Origin of the sequence: Methylocaldum sp. GT1TLB (assembly GCF_051027445.1) — a bacterium.
Lineage (GTDB): Bacteria > Pseudomonadota > Gammaproteobacteria > Methylococcales > Methylococcaceae > Methylocaldum.
The window spans coordinates 1,342,617-1,360,583 of the sequence record NZ_CP194898.1 but is presented as its reverse complement, the minus strand read 5'-3'; the positions used below and the strand labels follow the sequence as shown (position 1 = coordinate 1,360,583).

The following is a 17,967-nucleotide window of genomic DNA, read 5'->3' as shown; positions in this document are numbered from 1 at the left end:
ACAGGAATGCTAGGGATCATTCGGAATGCCTTGGGCAAGCCTCCTCGGGCAGGCTGATGGCGAACCAAACTTCAGAGGTCGAGATGCTATCCACGAGTTCAACACCCTGCGATTCTTCTCTCACGGCCAGCAACTTCCAACAAACCTGCGGGTTTTGCGGCTGCGTGTTCCGTGTGGAAATCACGTGGCGAATATCCTATTCATATTCCTCCAAGGCCCTTCAGGACACACAAACTTATTCCTGCCCGGAGTGCCGGAGGGATTCCCAAATCAAAACGTCTACGGAGCCGCGTGTGAGCTTGATTTCAAGACGCACCGATGGCCGCAAGGGTCCCTGTCCGCTTAAATAAGGAGCTCAGCGCAAGACCGATGTATCTTTCGGCGGGTATCGGCGCCGGTTCCAGAGTGAAAACCCCATGAAGTTCTACGACTTGAGCCGACGCATGTGCGAGTGGGAGCGTCTCGACGAATGGCGCGGAAAGATACGAGCCATCCTCGCGAAAAGCGAGACAGGGATGATTTCGCCGTTTCACTTGCTGTCCCTGCCCGGCATGAGCGCGGGCGAGCAGCGCGCGTGTGCCGATCTCTGGATGAAGACGCGCATCGAGGCGTCCGCTGCGGAGCGGGCCGATCTGGCGTTTACGTTCCGCTCGGCGGCGAGGCCGAAAATACGTTTGGGGTACCTGTCCTGCGATTTTCACGAGCATGCCACGTCGCTGCTGCTGGTGGAGTTGCTCGAATCCCACGACCGGGAGCGCTTCGAGGTATTCGCCTATTCATACGGCCCGGACGACGGCAAGGGCATGCGGGAGCGCCTCAAGAAAAGCTTCGACCGATTCGTCGACATCCAGACTTTGTCCACGTCCGAGGCCGCCCAGGCGATTCATCAGGACGAAGTGGACATTCTCATCGATCTCAAGGGCTATACCCAGGCTACCCGCACCGCCATTCTTACCTTCCGCCCGGCGCCCATCCAGGTGAATTACCTGGGGTATCCCGGAACCTTGGGCGGCGAATTCTGCGACTACATCATCACCGATCCGTTTCTGACGCCGCCCGGCAGCGCGGACGACTACAGCGAAGCCTTCGCGTACCTGCCCAACACCTATCAGCCTCACGGCCGCCAAAGCCCGATAGGGGTTCGGCCCACGCGCGCCGAGGCCGGATTGGCAGAACAGGGATTCGTGTTTTGCTGTTTCAACCAGGCTTACAAAATAACGCCGGACGTTTTCGACATCTGGTGCAGGCTGCTTGCCGACGTGCCCGGAAGCGTGCTCTGGCTGCTTAAGAGCACACTGGCGGAAGGCAATCTCAGAAATGAAGCCTATCAACGCGGGATCTCGCCGGATAGGCTCGTTTTTGCGGATGACAAGCCGCAGGTCGAACACCTGGGCCGCCTGGGGCTCGCTGACCTGGTGCTGGACACGCTGCCCTACAATGCGCACACGACGGCCAGCGACGCACTGTGGGCCGGCGTACCCCTGGTGACCTGCGCGGGCGAAACCTTTCCTTCGCGGGTGGCGGGGAGTCTCTTGCACGCGATCGGTTTGCCCGAGCTGATCGCCGACGATCTCGAAAGTTACTACGACCTGGCGTTCGATCTGGCTACCCGCCCGGAGCATCTATCCCGAATCAAACACAAACTTGCCGCGAATCGGCTTAGCGCGCCGCTGTTCGATATCCGGGCTTATACGGGCCATCTGGAAGGCTTGTTCGAAGCGATGTGGCAGCGGTATCGCGATGGCGAGACGCCGGCGCTCATAGGGGAGACAACCGATTGGCATGGCTGGTCATTCCGGCCTCACGGAGAGACGACGCCGTCGGAATGCGAAAGGGCGTGAAGCTCACGCAATATTCCACTTAAATTTCTCAAGAAGTATGTTCATGAAAAAGCAAGAGAAAACCTATCTTCAGTCTTCCAAGTACCGATGTCCTTTGTGCAAGCAAATGGTTTTGTCATCCGACTACCTATTCTTGCGTCGGCGGTCCGCAAGCGGTGCCTGGACCATCGTCGAGTGTTGCCGGAAGTGCAAGGATTCCGGTTGTTAGGAGGTTTCGGCATCTGAAACGGGGCGGCGTGAAACGGATCAGGCTTTTATCGTTTGCCTTGCGGTCCTTTCGTGTCGATAGGCGTCGGTCTTTCGCTTAAGGAAAACTAAAGCAAATAACCAAAGCCCGATGCCTCCGCCGTCCCTCTTCAATGCTTTCCGCCGGGTACGCGAAAACGTCGATTTTCCGGCTTTCGGATTCTTTTCTGAAGCGACAAAATAAGCTCGGAGACAGTCGCAGACTGTCCGAGGGGGCTGATTCACGAGGCTTTCCGATTTTCGCTTCATGCGGCGGTACATGGGACACGTCGATTTGACACCCTTTTGGATATCCCGCGCTATGTCCTGCTCGGATCGGCAATGATGCGCAAAGACTTTGTCGGCTGAATCGGCGGATTGCACGCAACCGGTGGGTTGTAGACTGGCTGGAGTCGGCCAATCTGAGCCCAGGACATGAAACGTCGCACTCCCGTAGAATCTACCGCGGACCCCATTGGCATCGAATGGAAACTTGTCTTGCAATCGCGGCGCACGCACGATATTCGCGGCGCCCTGTTTGGGGCTATTATTTTGGTTAATTCGGGGCAGGGTTTCCTTAGCGCGGCGACAAGCCGCGTGAGCCAAGGTCGGGCCTGTACCGGCCTTGGCGGCGGCCCGTAAATACCAGGAGGGTATGTACGGGCCTGATTGATAAATTCTTGGCGGGCGGGAGGACCTTTAGCTTATATGAGCCAACGCAGCGGCGCGCTGTTCAGGATCACCGTTTGGAGCACGGCCGGGGCATTGCTGGCGCTCACTGCCATTTACATCTTCCAGGAAATCAAGACATCGGATTTCCAATCACGCTATTTCTCTTCGATCGACGAGCATCTGCGCTTCCAGGTGGAGCCGGGAGGTAGCGCCGCCATCCGCTATCCGAGCGCCGGGCCCTACGATGAACGGCTCGGGTACACGGCCCTTCCGAGCTTTCAGCAGCGTCTCCGGAACCTCGGCTTCTCCATAACCGCGCAGGCACGGTTTTCGCCGGAATTGCTGCGTGTGGTCGACAAGGGCTTTTATGCCACCTATTTCGAGAAGATCCAGGCCGGTCTCACTATCTTCGATCGCGATAGCGAAGTCCTGTTCAGTAAAACCTACCCCACCCGAATTTATCCCGATTTCGACGCCATACCGCCATTGGTGATCAAAACCTTACTCTTCATCGAGAACCGGGAATTGCTCGATGACCGTTATCCGCACCTCAATCCTGCGATCGAGTGGGACCGCTTCGCGCGGGCGACCATGGAGCTGATCGCACGCAAGCTCGGAGCCGACATCAACGTGGCCGGCGGCAGCACACTCGCCACCCAGATGGAGAAATACCGCCATTCCCCCGGCGGCCGTACGGACAACCCCATGGAAAAGCTGCGGCAGATGAGCAGCGCCTCGCTGCGCGCTTACCTCTTAGGCCCCGACACCCGGAAGGCACGGCGCGGCATCGTTCAGGCCTACCTGAATTCCATGCCGCTCGCCGCCGTACCGGATTCCGGCGAAGTGCACGGACTCGGCGATGGTTTGCAGGCATGGTTCGGATCGGATTTTGCTGCGGTGAACCAGTTACTCGGCGCCGCGAACCTGTCCACCGGCGAGGGGATCACCGCGGAACAGGCGCTGGCCTATCGCCAGGTGTTGTGCCTCCTGCTGGCGCAACGTCGCCCCGCGTATTATCTCCTGGCAGGGCGTGCCGACCTGGAGAACCTGGCCGACAGCCATCTGCGCGTGCTGGCCGCGCAGGGGGTCATCCCAACGGCGCTGCGCGATGCCGCGCTGAGCGTGTCAGGCGCTACGAGCGTCCAGGCCAATCTGACGCCCGCGGCACCCCTCATCGATCGGAAGACCGAAAGCGTATTGCGCGCCCGGCTTGCCACCGCCTTGGGTGTGAGCCGGATCTACGACCTTGACCGGCTCGATCTGACCGCCCGCTCGACCATCGATTACGACATTCAGCAGGCGGTAGCCCAGGCTTTGCGCAGATTGCGCGAGCCCGAGCAGGCGCGTGCCGCAGGGGTTTTGGGTTTTCGGCTCCTCAGCACCGACAGTGATTTTGGCGAGATCGTTTACAGCTTCGTTCTGTACGAGCGCAGCAGCCAAGGAAACCTGTTGCGGGTGCAGGCCGACAACAACGAGCAGCCGCTCGATGTGAACGAGGGCATCCGGCTGGACCTCGGTTCGACCGCCAAGCTGCGCACCCTGGTGCATTACCTGGAAATCATCGCGGAACTTTATGACCAGTATGCCGGCCAACCGAGCGAGACCCTGCGCCGGGCCGAGATTCACCCGCGCGATCATCTGTCGCGGTGGGTTGTCGATCAGCTTCTTGCGAACCGCAAGATCGGGTTATCAGCCATGCTCGAGGCGGCGCTGGAGCGCCGCTACTCGGCCAGCCCGGGAGAGGCTTTTTTTACCGGCGGCGGGCTACACACTTTCGCCAATTTCAATAAGGACGATAATTCCAAGATTATGTCCCTGCGCGTGGCACTGCAGGAATCGGTGAACTTGGTCTTCATCCGGCTCATGCGCGACGTGGTCTACTACCACCTGTATAAGCCCGATGGCGTGGCACGCTGGATGGACGCGAAGGACAGCGAAAAGCGGCAGCAGTATCTGGAGCGCTTCGCGGACCAGGAAGGGAAAGCGTATCTGCGCCGCTTTTATGCCAAGTACCGGAACAAAACCCCTCAGGAAGCCCTGGATATCCTAACCGGGAGCGTGCACCCCGTTCCCAAACGGCTGGCCACCGTATATCGCTCGGTCTACCCGCGTCGCGACGTTGCCGCTCTTCGGGATTATTTGCAGGCGCACCACGTGGGCCAAGGCCTATCCGCCGAAGACATCACGGACCTTTACGAAAAATACTCCACGGAGCGCTTCGACCTGCAGGATCGCGGATATATCGCGCGTATCCATCCCCTTGAGCTTTGGTTGGTGAGCTATCTGGTAGAGCATCCGAACGCCACCCTTGGCGAGGTCGTCGGCGCCAGCGCACAGGAGCGTCAACAGGTGTATCGCTGGCTATTCAAGACCAGCCGCCGTTACGCGCAAGACAAGCGCATTCGCACCTTGCTGGAGAACGAGGCTTTTGCCCAAATCCACCGGGCGTGGAAACGGCTCGGTTACCCGTTCGGGGCTCTGACGCCTTCCTATGCCAGCTCCATCGGCGCCTCGGGAGACCGTCCGGCCGCACTCGCCGAATTGATGGGCATCCTGTTGAACGACGGCGTGCGCCTCCCGATGGTACGCTTCGACGCCTTCCACTTCGCAGCGGATACGCCTTACGAGACACTCATGCAGCTGACGCAGGCACAAGGCCGACGGGTGTTGTCGCCGGAGGTGGCGGCGGCTGCGCGCAGCGCCCTGATCGATGTCGTCGAGCGCGGCACTGCGATACGGGTCAAAGGCGTGTACAAGGGCCCCACGGGTACGCCCCTCGTCATGGCCGGCAAAACCGGGACGGGGGATCATCAACGCGAGATTTTCGGACCCGGCGGACGGCTGATCGCAACACAGGTCATCAGTCGTACGGCGACATTTGCCTTCATGCTGGGTGATCGCCACTTCGGAACAGTGACTGCGTACGTGACCGGACCCGCCGCCGCGCGTTATCGCTTCACGAGCGCCTTGCCGGTGCAAGTGCTCAAATCCCTCGAGCCAACGCTGACGCCGCTGATCGCGCGTGCCTATTCCGAGCCGCCGGAGTCTCGTCCTCACACTGTCACTGCCGCCACCGCCAAAGGCTTCGAGCCGGCGCCGACGACACAGCGATAGACCGTTTCCCCGAGGCTTTGGCTATACGGTTCCGAGCAGCACTTTAGAAGAACGAGCGTCCGCTCACGGCCGCCAGTCCGCGAACCAGCCACCGGTAGCGCCGGACGGCTGTCCAGTCGTCCCGCTCAAGGTGATCGTTCGGTCCGAAAGCGACGATTATCCGTCCTTCTTCGTCGCGGCTAGGGCGGCCCTCATCGTCGCGCGCGATGCGGTATTCGTAGGCGGTCGGCGGGCCCGCGGCGATAAGTTGTCGTCCTGTTTCCAGCAGTTTTTCGGCGAACCGGGCAGACCATACGGCGGCAACCAGTTCGCTGTTGAGGGCCATGCTGAGGGGGTCGAGGTTGTAAGTCCCCAACAGGCCGAGCTGATCGTCGATCACGGCGAACTTGCCGTGCAGATTGTGGCGGTCCCCGGCGACGAACAGCCGCAGCGTCGGAACCCGCGCCAGGAGTTTCGGCCATTGCTCGAGGAAAAAAGCCTGGCTGAGGGGATTATCGCTGGACACGGGGCTGTTGGTGAGTACCGTGATTTCTACGCCGCGCCGAGCCGCATCTTCCAATACACTTACGGCTTGCTCCGAAAGCACCAAATACGGGTTGGCGACGAAAATCGATTTCTTGGCGCCGCGCACCAGCCGGCCAAGGCTGACTGTAATGGGATCGTCGGTTCTGATCAGGCGAGTGCGGCTGTCGAGAAAACGAACGGGCGCCTGCACCGATTCAGGGGCCGGTCTGGCCAGAGCGCCGTGGAGCATGGGACGAGCCTGAAGCTCGTCGATCCAGGGCAACCGGCGATCGCGAATCCGGGCGGACACGGCTTCGGGTATGGGTTCGCCCCGCAGCCAGTAATCCATAGCCTGGTAGGCGAGCAGCAAGTCACTGGTCGAATCGAGCAAGTCCACTGTTTCGCGGGTGACAGCATGAGCCTCTCCGCCGTCGTATTGCGATTCGAACACGGCTTCGAGCACGGCTCCGGCCTCTCGTCCGGTCAATACCGCGTCCGCATCGCGAAACGCCTTGGGATCGAAGTTCAGGTCGGCAAAATACTCGGTCGCGATGTTCCGTCCTCCGATCAGGCCGTGAACGCCGTCCGCCAGGAGAATCTTGTCGTGGTCGCTGGCAACGATTGCCGCGGGATTCAGGGTGAGAAAGGCATCCTGGAAGCGATAGCGCAGCGGGCGGTACAGCTTTACGGTGACATTGGCCGTCTGTACCACTGTATCGAGGTAATCGTTCCCCTGGACGTCGCGCGACATCGTGGTGCCTATGGCGTCGAGCAGCACCCGGACCGTAAGGCCTTGACCGGCCTTGTGGACGAGATGGCCGAGAAAAGCGATGCCGAAGACATCCTGTTCCAGAATGAAATAGCTGATGTCGAGACGCTTTCGGGCGTTAGCCAACAGGCGCCAGCGTTCGACCCAGGCCATCACGTTATCGTCCAACAGGGTCACCTGGGACACGGTGGCGCCCTCGGCGGGCAAGGATTCGAAGATTTCGCGCATTGATCGATCCTCATCGTCGGGTCGCCCGGCATCCGTCGATGTAACGAGCGGATCGGGGAACTGGACGTCGAGCAGCAGATGACCGACCAGCCAGATCGCTATCCCGCCGGCCAGAACAATTAAAACGAGGCGGCCGAATCGATGGGTTCGGCGTCCATATCGATTCATGGTCATCCTTGCATTTTGCAGCGTATACCTCGTTGTTCCAATGAAACGGCGAAAAGGCGGGTTACGCGGGTACGCTAACCCGCCCTACCATCGTACTTCGAATGGCAAACGGGCGTTTAGCATATTATTAACCCGGCCTATAAATATAGGCCGGGTTAATCCGGGGCAGGGATGCCCCGGCGCGGCGACAAGCCGCGTGAGCCCAGGCCGGGCGTGTACCGGCCTGGGCGGCGGCCCGAAATACCAGGAGGGTATTTACGGGCCTGATTAATAGGATGCGCTGCACGAAGGGACAAATCGGCAGGGCAAGACGCAACGCGACGAGGCCGATTTACTCGTCTCATCCATGAGACTCGCCCTTCGGGCCGTGCTTCCCACGTTCCAGTTCGCTCCCGGCGAACTGGTGCACGGTAAGTCCGCCCGTAGGGTGCCGGACAGGGATTGTCCGGCATGAGCCGCATCGATCGCGAACTTTTCGACATCCTCAAACCGGGGAGAAGGCAGACGATGCAACAACTTAGCCCCCGTCCTGAGGAGTATCCTTTGATCCTCCGCCGATGCCCGAGAGGATACTCACGAACCCGGTGTTCGTTTTCAGCCATTCGAGAACGCGGTGCTTGTCCGGAATGCGCTTCGGGACGTCGCAGTCGACGAGACGTGCCAGTTGGTGCTGACGCACGGCATCGTGCCAGCGGATGAAGGCGGACTTCGCTTCGGGCGTCAGCCAGCCGTAGGTGACCGACAGTCCGCGGTGATCGGATTCGTCGGCGCCGATCACCTGAACGGCTTGAGGTATCAGATCGGGTGTGGCGAACGATCCGTCCAGAGGCCATACCGGTGCAAGGGCCGGGAAGGTTGCCCAACCCGAAAAATCGTTGACGCCCTCGCGCGCTGCGACGACAACCCGCGCATCCGCGAGGTCGCCGCTGGTCAACACGTCGTGAGTGCGGTCGGCGGCGAAGTGAGGACGTTGGTATGTCAGGGCGGTCGGAACCGTGTTCATGTCGCCGAGGAGAATCGAAGTCCGGCCGGACTCGACGAACCGCTGCAGGAGATCGGCCGCCTGCGCTTCCCGGCGCGCGGGGTTGAAGGCCTCGAGGTGGGTAACCAGGAAGTCCACCGGCTGGCCGAAGAACCGAATGCGTAGGTGAAGCGCTCCGCGCGGCTCGTTCAAGATCCGGTCCAGAGCGCTCACCGGGAAAGCCGAGGCATAACTCGTCTTTTGCGTCTTTTCCAGAATCCGGGCATCCACGGCAAGCGCCGAGTGCCGGAACAGTACGGCGTTGCCGAAGCGGACCTCCAGGCCGGGTGTATCCCGGCGCCAGGTTTCGCCGCGTGCCACCGCGTAGGCATGGCCGGTGCGACGCTCGAGTTCGTCCGCCAGAAATGCGGCTTGATCGATCCAGCCGCTACGGCGCGAGCCGAAGTCCACTTCGTTAAGCGCGACGACGTCTATGGGCATTTCCGGTGATGCTCCCGCGATCCGGTCGGCAATGCCGGTGAGATTGCGTTCGACCTCCCGGCGGTCGGCAAAAACGCGCCAGCGAGGCCCGAGTCCGGAATGGAGGTTATACGTGACGACCCGGAGTTCAGGGAGGTCGCTACGGGTTTCCAGTTGCGGAAACGGGGCGGCATGCTCCCAGTCGGTCGACGGGACCGTGCAGGAAGACGGTGCGTCCGGACGCCCGAGTGTGCTGGCCAACTGATAGCCGTCCCAGAAATCGGTCAAGGTCGTCATGGTCAAAGCGCCGGACACGGCGGTCAATAGAGCGATTCGAAGAAGTCGGAACACGTATGGTTAGATAGCAAGAATGGACTGATTGCGCTGCCAGATCGCAGCATTCGACATCCGCGATGAACCGGGTATTCGGTCGATCATGCGGATTTATTCTTTGACATCGATGGCGGCCGTCCAGTGGGCAATGTTTTCGTGGGTCATTCGCCCCTTGGGTTGCAGGCGGGCGTCCTGGTAACCCCAGCGCATGATGTCGGTCAGATATTGTTCCCGTGAGAGCAGCGTACCCTGGCAGAGGCGCTCGGAAGGCGGTGCGCTGCGAAGCTCGTCGGCCAAAAGGGCCAGCAGCCGCTGCATCACCCAATCGGGAATGCGGCTTCTTTCGGCCGGGTAGATGAAGCCGAAAAGAACGAGATGGCTGAGCAGTACCCGCCAGTGGGCGCCGAAGCGGTCCATCAGCCTAGTCCAATTCAATCGGTCGGAACAGACACGGAGGATATGGGCGATGTCTGCGCCGTCGTAACGCTCCCGCTCCAGTACGAAGGATTTCGACCAGATGATTTCCTCTATCGGGCAAAGCAATACCGGCACGCCCAGTATGTCCCGTCGGGGGGCGTGCTCGAACCACGCTTCGTCGACGGCGCAAATGCCGTTTCCGGAACTGAAGATGATATCGATGAAGTATTCCCCGTAGTACGCCTTGGCGAGCCAGTGAGGATACGTGACGTCGGCTTGATAGCCCGCGCTTGCAAGAATTTCGATGATGCGATCCCGATCGTCGGGCCGCACGAAGATATCCAGATCCTTGGTGTGGCGCGAGATTCCGGTGTAGCACTCCAGTGCGTAGGCTCCTCCGACGAGAAACGGAACCCGGGCGTCGATTAAAAGCGTCAGCCCATGACAATAGAATGACCGCCCGGTCGGGTCGATCGGCGGTGGGCTGGTATCGGGCGCGGAAAACGGTGTGTCCATAAATATTGCTAGCCCTGTACGGGGTATGGTTTGTGGTTGAACGAGTGATGTTCCGTCTCCGCAGATCCTTCGACCGGAAGCTCGACCAGCCGGACCGGAGGTCGATCCGGAAAGGCGCGCCGCAGAAGCGGCAGGGCGACGTTGTAAACCGGAATATTGCCGCCGGTTTTTCCCGTGGGGTGTCCGCGATGGGCGTGCCCGTGAAACACCGCGGTTACCGAGTAACGGTTCAAAGGTTCCTCGAGTCGGCTGGACCCCAGAAACGGATAGATTTCGACGGGTTCGCCCACAACCGTGGCTTTGACCGGAGCATAGTGAAGCAGGGCGATCCGATGCGGCATGCGCAATTTGGCGAGCGCCGACTCCAGCTTCAGTGATTCCTCCACGGTCTCGTGCACGAATCGCTTCAGTGTGCTTTCGCCCCATGGTTGCAGGGCATGCTCGCCGAAACCGCCGGCGAAGCCTTTGACACCGGCGAAGCCGATGCCATGCACTTCATGAGCGTCGCCATCGAGCAGGACGATTCCGGCATCGGAGAAAATATGCTGCACCTCGTGCACTTGGCCTGCTTCGTACTCGTGATTGCCGAGCACGCCGAGGATGGGAATCTTTACGCCGGCGGTCAGCTCCTTGACGAACAGCCGAGCCTCTTCCGCCCGTCCGTAGTCCACGATATCGCCGCAAAGCAACAAAATATCGGCGTTCTCGGAAACATAAGCACAAATGGTTTGAAGTATTCCCTGCGAGGACAGGGTGTAGTGAATATCGCCGACGGCCGCAATGCGGACCGTTTGTCTGTTCGAGGGCATCGCTGCGTTATAGGTCTTGATTGCCGGAAGCCGGTGTCAATAAACCAAAGACAGCGATGCAGGGCAAAAGTGCCCGCGCGAAGCAGGTTTGGCCCGCCTGATTTGGGAGGGGATTTCCGAGCTACTCGCCGACGCAGGTCGATAGGTCGGCAATCCTTTGCCGACGGATCTGCACGCCAACTCGTTTGTCGGGAAGGGATTCCCGACCTACTTGGCTAAGTCCTACTGCCGCGACGAATCGGCCGCGGCTGCGGCTTGTTCCGACGCAGGCGCTAAAGCGAGCGGTAGCTCGACGACGAACTCGCTGCCCTTGCCTGGACCGGCACTGAAAGCCTCTATGCGCCCGCCATGCAGTTCGACCAGACGCCGAACCAAAGTGAGCCCGATGCCGAGGCCCCCTTGACTCCGGTCGAGAGAGCGCTCGCCCTGGATGAAGAGCTCGAAGACATGGGGCAATAGCTCGGGAGCGATGCCAAGGCCGGTGTCTCTGATACGGATGAGTGCCCGCTCTCCCTTGGCCTCGGTGCGGACCGAAATCGAGCCGCCTTCTTCGGTGTATTTCGCGGCGTTGTTCAAGAGATTGGCCACGACCTGGATCAGGCGGGTCGCATCCCCGACGATCAAGAGGGGTGCTGGTGCGACATCGACCGTTAGCCTGTGGCGCCGGGATTCGATCAAGGGCCGCGTCGCCTCGATCGCTCGCTCGACGACGGTATTGAGAGGTATGGGTTCCTTTCTCAGCGTCACCTTGCCCTGGGTGATGCGGGAAACGTCCAGCAAGTCGTCGACCAGGCGCGAGAGGTGAATGACCTGGCGGTCTATGATCTCCCTCGCACCCTGAAGCCTAGGCTCGTCGGCAGCGAGTTTTCGAATCAGCTGAGCGGCGTTGCGTATCGGTGCCAGAGGATTGCGGAGCTCGTGGGCCAGCATGGCGAGAAACTCGTTTTTCCGTCGATCGGCATCGCGTAGCGCAGCCATGGCGCGGGCGCGCTCCCAAGCCATGGCGGTAAATAGGCAAAGCGTCCGCAGGAATTCGATTTCCTCCGGATCGAAATGCTCGCGCCGCGTACTCGCGAAGGAAAGCGTCCCGAGCGTACGGCCATCGCCCGCCATGAGCGGGTGGCAGGCATAGGCGCGCAAGCCCATGTTGCGAAGAAGGATGCTCTTGGGGTCGTTTTCGATGCGAGCGGTATCGGCGATCAGGGGAGTGCCCGTAGCGGCGACCGTGCCGCACATGGTGTCGCCGAGATCTAGCCTCTCCATGGCGGGAAGCAGCGCCTCGGAAATACCGTACGCAGCGATCAGGCGAAGGCTTCGGCCGTTCTCGTCAACCCGGTAGTTGAAACCTACGTCGGCATCGAGCAGGGCGTGTACTTTCTCGAAGACCATCCGGCTTAGTTCGACGTCGGTGGTTTGGCTGTCCAGCGCCGCACGGCTGATGGCCAGCAGCTCCGCCTGCCGTTCGTTATGGCGGCGCAAAGCCAATTCGGCCCTTTTGAGCTCGGTGATGTCTTGAGTGGTTCCGAATGCGCTCAGCACCTCACCCCGGTGGAATTCCAGCTCGGCTTTTTCGTGGACCCAGCGGATGTCCTTGCCGACCACGATGCGGTGTTCGATGTCGTAAGGCGTGCCACGGAGTGCCGCCTTCCATTGCCGGTCGACATATTTCCGATCGTCCGGATGGACGCAGCGGAGGAACGTCTGATAAGTCAGTGGCGTACCCTCGGGTATGCCGAAAATCCGATGGTTTTCGGCCGACCAGAGCAATTCGTTGCGCTGAACATTGAGCCGCCAGCTCCCGATCTTGCCGACCGCCTGGGCGCGGTTCAAATCGTGTTGGCTCCGCTGCAGCGCCTTTTCAGCCTCCTTGCGCACCGTGATGTCGTTGGCGATGCCGAGATAGCCGGTGATCGCTCCCTTTTCGTCGCGCATGACCGAGATCGAGACTTGGGCCGGAAACCGGCTGCCGTCCTTGCGGATCAGACTCCACTCCGTTTCGGTCGATCCGCAGGCTTCGATCAGCGTCGGCAAGAATTTGATGGACGATGTAGCGGGACGGCCTAGCGTATCGGCGAGCGCTTTCGCATGGGCCTCGAGCTCGGCGGGGTCATGAAAGATCGCCGGCGTCTCCTTGCCGACGAGTTCTTCGGCGGAATAGCCGAGCGCTTTCGCCGCGGCTTTGTTGATGGTCTGGATGATGCCTTGCCTATTGACCGAGACGATGCAGTAATTGGCCCCGTCCAGAATCGCCTGCTGCAATCGGAGCGTGTCGCGCAAGGTTGCCGTGCGTTCGTCGACTTCCTTCTCGAGATGATTGCGGGCCTCTTGCAACGCCGCCAGCGCTTGCCGCCACTGGTTAGCCAGGGCACCCAGTACAAGTACCGATATCGAGAACAGCACGACCAGAGACTGTACCAGGAGGGCCTGGACGGAAATCTCGAACTGCGCTCCCGCGAAAGCGCCTTGCCCCAGTGCCGTGTATCGCGCGGCGATGATTCCCAGGACGAGAATCGCGAACGAAACGCCGGGGATGCCGAAACGCACGCCTATCCAAAGCAGGGGTGGCATGATGACGTAGGTGAACGGAATGCGGTCGGTGAAAACAGCGAAGGTCAGTCCCGCGACCGACGTCAGGGCGGCTAGCGCTTCGATCCGCCTAGCGGGCGGCAGCTTGCGCCAATACGAGCGGGTAGCCGGCAGTGCGAGGCAAAGAGGAGCCGTCACCATGATCCCGGCGATGTCGCCGGTCCACCATGTGAGCCAGGCCGCAGCGAACGGTTCGCGGTCGACCAAAGCGATCGGCGCAGTCCCCGCCGTGGCGGCTATGGTCGCACTCAGCAAGGCTCCCAGTATGGTCAGCGCCACCACATCCTGTACCGTTTCCAGGCGTAATGGCATGCCGACCGTGCGTCCCAATAGCCATGCGCCCGTCAACGCTTCCATGGTGTTGCCGAGAGAAAAAGCGGCGGCAATTGCATAAGGCTGGTCGAATACCCATAGATTGACGCCGAAATTGACTGCGAGCGCCGTCATAACGAACGCCGGCCAAAGGGTCCGAGGACGGGTAGCGAGCGTAGATAGGTAAAACCCGCTAGGCAGCCAAAACGCGACAAAGTGGTAAGGCTTCGGGGAGATCCAGTGGCTGAGCAGAGCCAGACCGAAAAAGCAGACCGCAAACCCGAGCAGCGATCGGAACGACGGCCACCGCAGGGATGTTTCACAGCCTGATGAAAACCTTTCGCTTTGCATACTTACAGTAGTGTCCATACAATTCGACCAGTTCCATGGCGGTTTCTCTCAGGTCTCGATCGTTTGGGCGCGTCCCTTTCATCCTACGGATACCTTACGGCTTGCGCAATCCGCTGCTTGCCGGAATCCGGCTAGAGCATTTTCCGATTCGGTGTCAGAGGGCCCGATAGTAGGTCGGCAACCCCTTCCCAATCGCAAACGGGCCTTTAATCGGCCCCTTCCAATCGCAAACGGTCGCTTTAGTCGCGACCCTTCCAATCGCAAACGGTCGCTTTAGTCGCGACCCTTCCAATCGCAAACGGTCATCCGGGGAGCGCCCGAATGACCCTTCCAATCGCAAACGGCCGTCCTGGGAGCGCCAGGACGCCCCTTCCAACAAAATCCCTTGCCGACCTACGTTCTTCCTGCCCGACACGAAGCCGTACACCGGGATGAAAAACGCTCTAGCCTTTCGGTCGACATCGCCGGTAGCATGGTTTCGGTCGAATTTCCGGAAACATAGACAACTATCGAGACTCGGACAGGAGGGTCATATGGCGAAGATTACGGTAAAGAAGCTTACCGAATCCACTTTCGAGGTGACAGTGGAGGCGCAGGCCACGACGACGCACACGGTTACCGTGGATCCGGGATATGCCGCCAGGTTGACGGACGGAAGAGCGCCGGTCGAGCGACTGGTAAGCCGCTCGTTCGATTTCTTGCTGGAGCGGGAGCCCAATACCAGCATCCTGCGTCGCTTCGACCTGCCGGTGATCGGCCATTATTTCCCGGAATACGAGCGGACGATCAAGAACATGCTGGCCTGATCCGATTTACTCCAAATCGCTTTCAATCAGGCATTCATTTTGTAGATGGGTAGAGCGAAGCGAAACCCATCGATGGCGGGTTAGGCCGCGCGGCCGTAACCCACCGAGCGACCTCGGACCTGTCCTGAGCCCAGTCGAAGGGTCGGTGGGTTACGCGGAGCCTGTCCTGAGCCTGTCGAAGGGCCTGCCCCGAGCGGAGACTAGGGGTTAACCCCAATGCCATTAAGTTAAGCCGTCATTCCGGAAGGGATTGCTCACCCCATCCCTGGGGTTCGTCCTACGGACCGTGCTCCGCACGTCCAAATTTGCTCCTGGCAAATTTGTGCCGGACAAATCGGCAGGATGGCCGATTTGCACGCGAAGCGCCCGTAGGGTGCCGCACAGGGACTGTGCGGCATGAATCCAGTGCACAAGGAAGTGAGAGGCCTTTGCCGTCCTTGGCGTCTGGACCCCGGCATTCCAATCGCAAACGGTGTCTTCGGGAAGGGCGTGGCCGGCGCTCCCGGCCAGGCCGTTTGCGATTGGAAGGGTCATCCCAGCGCTCCTGGGATGACCGTTTGCGATTGGAGCACCGAAGCCACCCTTCCCTGCCGGGGTGACGTCATTCGTCTTAACTTAACGGCATTGGGGGCTAACCCACCCATTAATGCTCACTCGAATGCCGAATGGAATTAGGCTGTCGCCGTCATTTTTTTAGGCCCAGCGGCTCGGGAGACGGCGGTAAAACCGTATCCAGCTCGTCCTTGAGGGCGACCCCGGAAATGCGGCGGCGCATGGCTTCCTCGGTCAGGTAGAGCAGTTTCGCGGCGGCGGCTTCGTAGCTCAATCCTTCGGGCGGTCGGATATTGGAGATGCAGTTGCGCTGCGCATCGCTGTTGCCGGGCCGCGGTGCATAGGCGAAATAGATGCCTAGACTGTCGGCGGCGCTGAGCCCCGGCCGTTCGCCGACCACAATGACGGCCACGCGCGCGCCGAGGGCGAAGCCGATTTCATCCGACAGGGCCACCCGGCCGTTCTCGACCAGACTGATAGGCCCGACCCGGATGCGCCGTGGCCGATATCGACCGATCACCGCCTCCAGCAGGGGCAGGCCGTGCCGTTCGACGGCGGTGGAGGACAGCCCGTTGGTGACGATCAAGGCCACATCCGTACCGCCGCCGTCCATGTCATCCAGCCGCGTGCGGGAATCGGAATCGAGGACGCGACCCCGATCGGGACGGCGGAGATATTCGGCGCGACTTCGGATCGGCGTTCGCAAAATCAGACAATCTTGGCCCATTTCGCGCAAGCTTTCGGCGAACCCCTCGATGTCCCAAGGCAAGTGCACGGCATCCCGCGCTTGAGCGTGGGCGAGCTGGAAGTCGAGCAGGGCTTCGGTCGGAACGGCATGACCCGCGTGTCCCAAGCCTATGCGGGCCTGGGTGAAACGCCTGAGGGCGAACCAGGGATCGGTCATGGGCTGTCCTCCGTCAGTGCGTCCATCGCACTGAGCAGGCGAGGGGGCATGGGACCGAGGCTCAGCGCATTGCGGCCGTCGAAAATGCCCATGCGGTCGAGCCATTCCTCGAATTCCGGGGCGGGCCGGAGCCCCAAAACCTTGCGAAGGTAAAGGGCGTCGTGAAACGAGGTGCTCTGATAGGCCAGCATGACGTCGTCGGCGCCGGGCACGCCCATGATATAGGTACAGCCGGCCACCGCCAGCAGCGTGATCAGATTGTCCATGTCGTTTTGGTCGGCTTCGGCATGGTTGGTGTAACACACGTCGCAGCCCATGGGCAGGCCCAGCAGTTTTCCGCAGAAATGATCCTCGAGACCCGCGCGGATGATCTGTTTCCCATCGTACAGATATTCCGGCCCGATGAAGCCCACCACGGTGTTTACCAACAGCGGCGAAAACGCGCGGGCGACTGCATAGGCCCGCGCCTCGCAGGTCTGCGCATCGATGCCGTGGTGAGCGTCCGCAGACAGGGCGCTGCCTTGGCCCGTCTCGAAATACATCAGATTGTCGCCCAGCGTGCCGCGTTTCAGCGACAGCGCCATTTCGCGCGCCTCGCGCAGGAGGGAAAGATCGATGCCGAAGCTCCGGTTCGCGGCTTCGGTCCCGGCGATGGACTGGAACACCAGGTCCACCGGCGAACCGCGCCGCATCAAGTCCATGGTCGTCGTGACATGGGCGAGCACGCAGGACTGGGTGGGGATGTCGTGCTCGACGATGATCTCGTCCAGCAGGCGGAGCAGGGTGTCGACGTTCTTCGGACTATCTGTCGCGGGATTGATGCCGATAACGGCATCTCCGTTGCCGTAGAGCAGCCCATCCAAAATGCTGGCTGCGATGCCGCGCGGGTCGTCGGTCGGATGGTTCGGCTGCAATCGCGTGGAAAGCCGTCCCGAGAGGCCGATGGTGTTCCGGAACCGCGTGGTGACCGTGCAGCGCTTGGCGACGGCGATCAAATCCTGGTTGCGCATGATCTTAGATACCGCGGCGGCCATTTCCGGCATCAGGCCCGTGCGAATCCTCGCGATGGCTTCGTCGGCGGTGGTGTCGGAAAGAAGCCATTCTCGAAACTCGCCGACCGTCAGCGCCGAGATGGGCGCGAACGCGGCATTATCGTGCGTCTCGAAGATCAACCGGCTGACCTCGTCCTCTTCAGGCGGAATCAGCGGTTCTTCGAGGAAGCGGCACAAGGGAACCTCGGCCAATAGCCGTTGCGCGACGGCACGCTCCTCCTCCGACTCGGCCGCAATTCCGGCCAGTTCGTCCGCCGAGCGTAGGGGCGACGCCTTCGCCAGCAAAGTCTTCAGATCGGCGAAGGCATAGCCGCGTCCTTGGATGCTTGCGGTGTATTTCATGGCGGTTCCAATTTCCTTCTCGTTT

At 60.7% G+C, this 17,967-nt stretch carries 10 protein-coding genes; 3 read left to right on the top strand and 7 right to left on the bottom strand.

The genetic code is table 11. The features are described from left to right. Positions 1 to 416: 416 nt before the first annotated feature. Complete coding sequence (locus tag ACR2R1_RS05920) at positions 417 to 1,841, top strand: UDP-N-acetylglucosamine-peptide N-acetylglucosaminyltransferase (protein ID WP_086133289.1); 1,425 nt, start codon at positions 417 to 419, stop codon at positions 1,839 to 1,841. A 933-nt stretch (positions 1,842 to 2,774) separates the two neighbouring features. After that, positions 2,775 to 5,852 carry a transglycosylase domain-containing protein gene (locus ACR2R1_RS05915; protein ID WP_434113102.1) on the top strand — a complete coding sequence of 1,026 codons (3,078 nt, stop codon included), beginning with the start codon at positions 2,775 to 2,777 and terminating at the stop codon, positions 5,850 to 5,852. A gap of 43 nt (positions 5,853 to 5,895) precedes the next feature. Here the strand turns inward: ACR2R1_RS05915 and ACR2R1_RS05910 are convergent, their stop codons facing one another. The 5 genes from ACR2R1_RS05910 to ACR2R1_RS05890 form a co-directional block, all read right to left on the bottom strand. Then, a complete protein-coding gene (locus tag ACR2R1_RS05910; RefSeq protein ID WP_434113100.1) occupies positions 5,896 to 7,521 on the bottom strand; it encodes a phospholipase D-like domain-containing protein in 1,626 nt (541 codons plus the stop codon). A gap of 517 nt (positions 7,522 to 8,038) precedes the next feature. After that, positions 8,039 to 9,277 carry an endonuclease/exonuclease/phosphatase family protein gene (locus tag ACR2R1_RS05905; RefSeq protein WP_434114211.1) on the bottom strand — a complete coding sequence of 413 codons (1,239 nt, stop codon included), beginning with the start codon at positions 9,275 to 9,277 and terminating at the stop codon, positions 8,039 to 8,041. 129 nt (positions 9,278 to 9,406) lie between these two features. Further along, on the bottom strand, positions 9,407 to 10,228 hold the full coding sequence (locus tag ACR2R1_RS05900) for a nucleotidyltransferase family protein (RefSeq protein WP_077731099.1): 822 nt from the start codon (positions 10,226 to 10,228) through the stop codon (positions 9,407 to 9,409). 8 nt (positions 10,229 to 10,236) lie between these two features. After that, entirely contained in the window at positions 10,237 to 11,037 is an 801-nt protein-coding gene (locus ACR2R1_RS05895) for a metallophosphoesterase (protein WP_133718589.1), read from the bottom strand. Positions 11,038 to 11,259: 222 nt separating this feature from the next. Continuing rightward, positions 11,260 to 14,286 carry an MASE1 domain-containing protein gene (locus ACR2R1_RS05890; RefSeq protein ID WP_168183735.1) on the bottom strand — a complete coding sequence of 1,009 codons (3,027 nt, stop codon included), beginning with the start codon at positions 14,284 to 14,286 and terminating at the stop codon, positions 11,260 to 11,262. Positions 14,287 to 14,819: 533 nt separating this feature from the next. Here ACR2R1_RS05890 and ACR2R1_RS05885 point away from each other — a divergent pair. After that, the gene (locus ACR2R1_RS05885; protein ID WP_086133294.1) at positions 14,820 to 15,092 is read left to right on the top strand and encodes a hypothetical protein; all 273 of its coding nucleotides are present in this window, start codon (positions 14,820 to 14,822) and stop codon (positions 15,090 to 15,092) included. A 685-nt stretch (positions 15,093 to 15,777) separates the two neighbouring features. Here the strand turns inward: ACR2R1_RS05885 and eutC are convergent. Both eutC and ACR2R1_RS05875 read right to left on the bottom strand, forming a co-directional pair. Further along, positions 15,778 to 16,548 (bottom strand): ethanolamine ammonia-lyase subunit EutC, encoded by a 771-nt coding sequence (gene eutC, locus ACR2R1_RS05880; RefSeq protein ID WP_434113097.1) that lies wholly within the window; start codon positions 16,546 to 16,548, stop codon positions 15,778 to 15,780. Further along, positions 16,545 to 17,942 (bottom strand): ethanolamine ammonia-lyase subunit EutB, encoded by a 1,398-nt coding sequence (locus ACR2R1_RS05875; RefSeq protein WP_434113095.1) that lies wholly within the window; start codon positions 17,940 to 17,942, stop codon positions 16,545 to 16,547. The genes eutC and ACR2R1_RS05875 overlap by 4 nt, the downstream gene beginning before the upstream one ends. Positions 17,943 to 17,967 lie beyond the last annotated feature (25 nt).

Bases quoted from the DNA above. Each gene is read 5' to 3' on its own strand.
- ACR2R1_RS05895 (WP_133718589.1), bottom strand. From the start codon at position 11,037: ATGCCCTCGAACAGACAAACGGTCCGCATTGCGGCCGTCGGCGATATT.
- ACR2R1_RS05900 (WP_077731099.1), bottom strand. From the start codon at position 10,228: ATGGACACACCGTTTTCCGCGCCCGATACCAGCCCACCGCCGATCGAC.
- ACR2R1_RS05885 (WP_086133294.1), top strand. From the start codon at position 14,820: ATGGCGAAGATTACGGTAAAGAAGCTTACCGAATCCACTTTCGAGGTG.
- ACR2R1_RS05915 (WP_434113102.1), top strand. From the start codon at position 2,775: ATGAGCCAACGCAGCGGCGCGCTGTTCAGGATCACCGTTTGGAGCACG.
- ACR2R1_RS05910 (WP_434113100.1), bottom strand. From the start codon at position 7,521: ATGAATCGATATGGACGCCGAACCCATCGATTCGGCCGCCTCGTTTTA.
- ACR2R1_RS05920 (WP_086133289.1), top strand. From the start codon at position 417: ATGAAGTTCTACGACTTGAGCCGACGCATGTGCGAGTGGGAGCGTCTC.
- ACR2R1_RS05890 (WP_168183735.1), bottom strand. From the start codon at position 14,286: ATGCAAAGCGAAAGGTTTTCATCAGGCTGTGAAACATCCCTGCGGTGG.
- eutC (WP_434113097.1), bottom strand. From the start codon at position 16,548: ATGACCGATCCCTGGTTCGCCCTCAGGCGTTTCACCCAGGCCCGCATA.
- ACR2R1_RS05875 (WP_434113095.1), bottom strand. From the start codon at position 17,942: ATGAAATACACCGCAAGCATCCAAGGACGCGGCTATGCCTTCGCCGAT.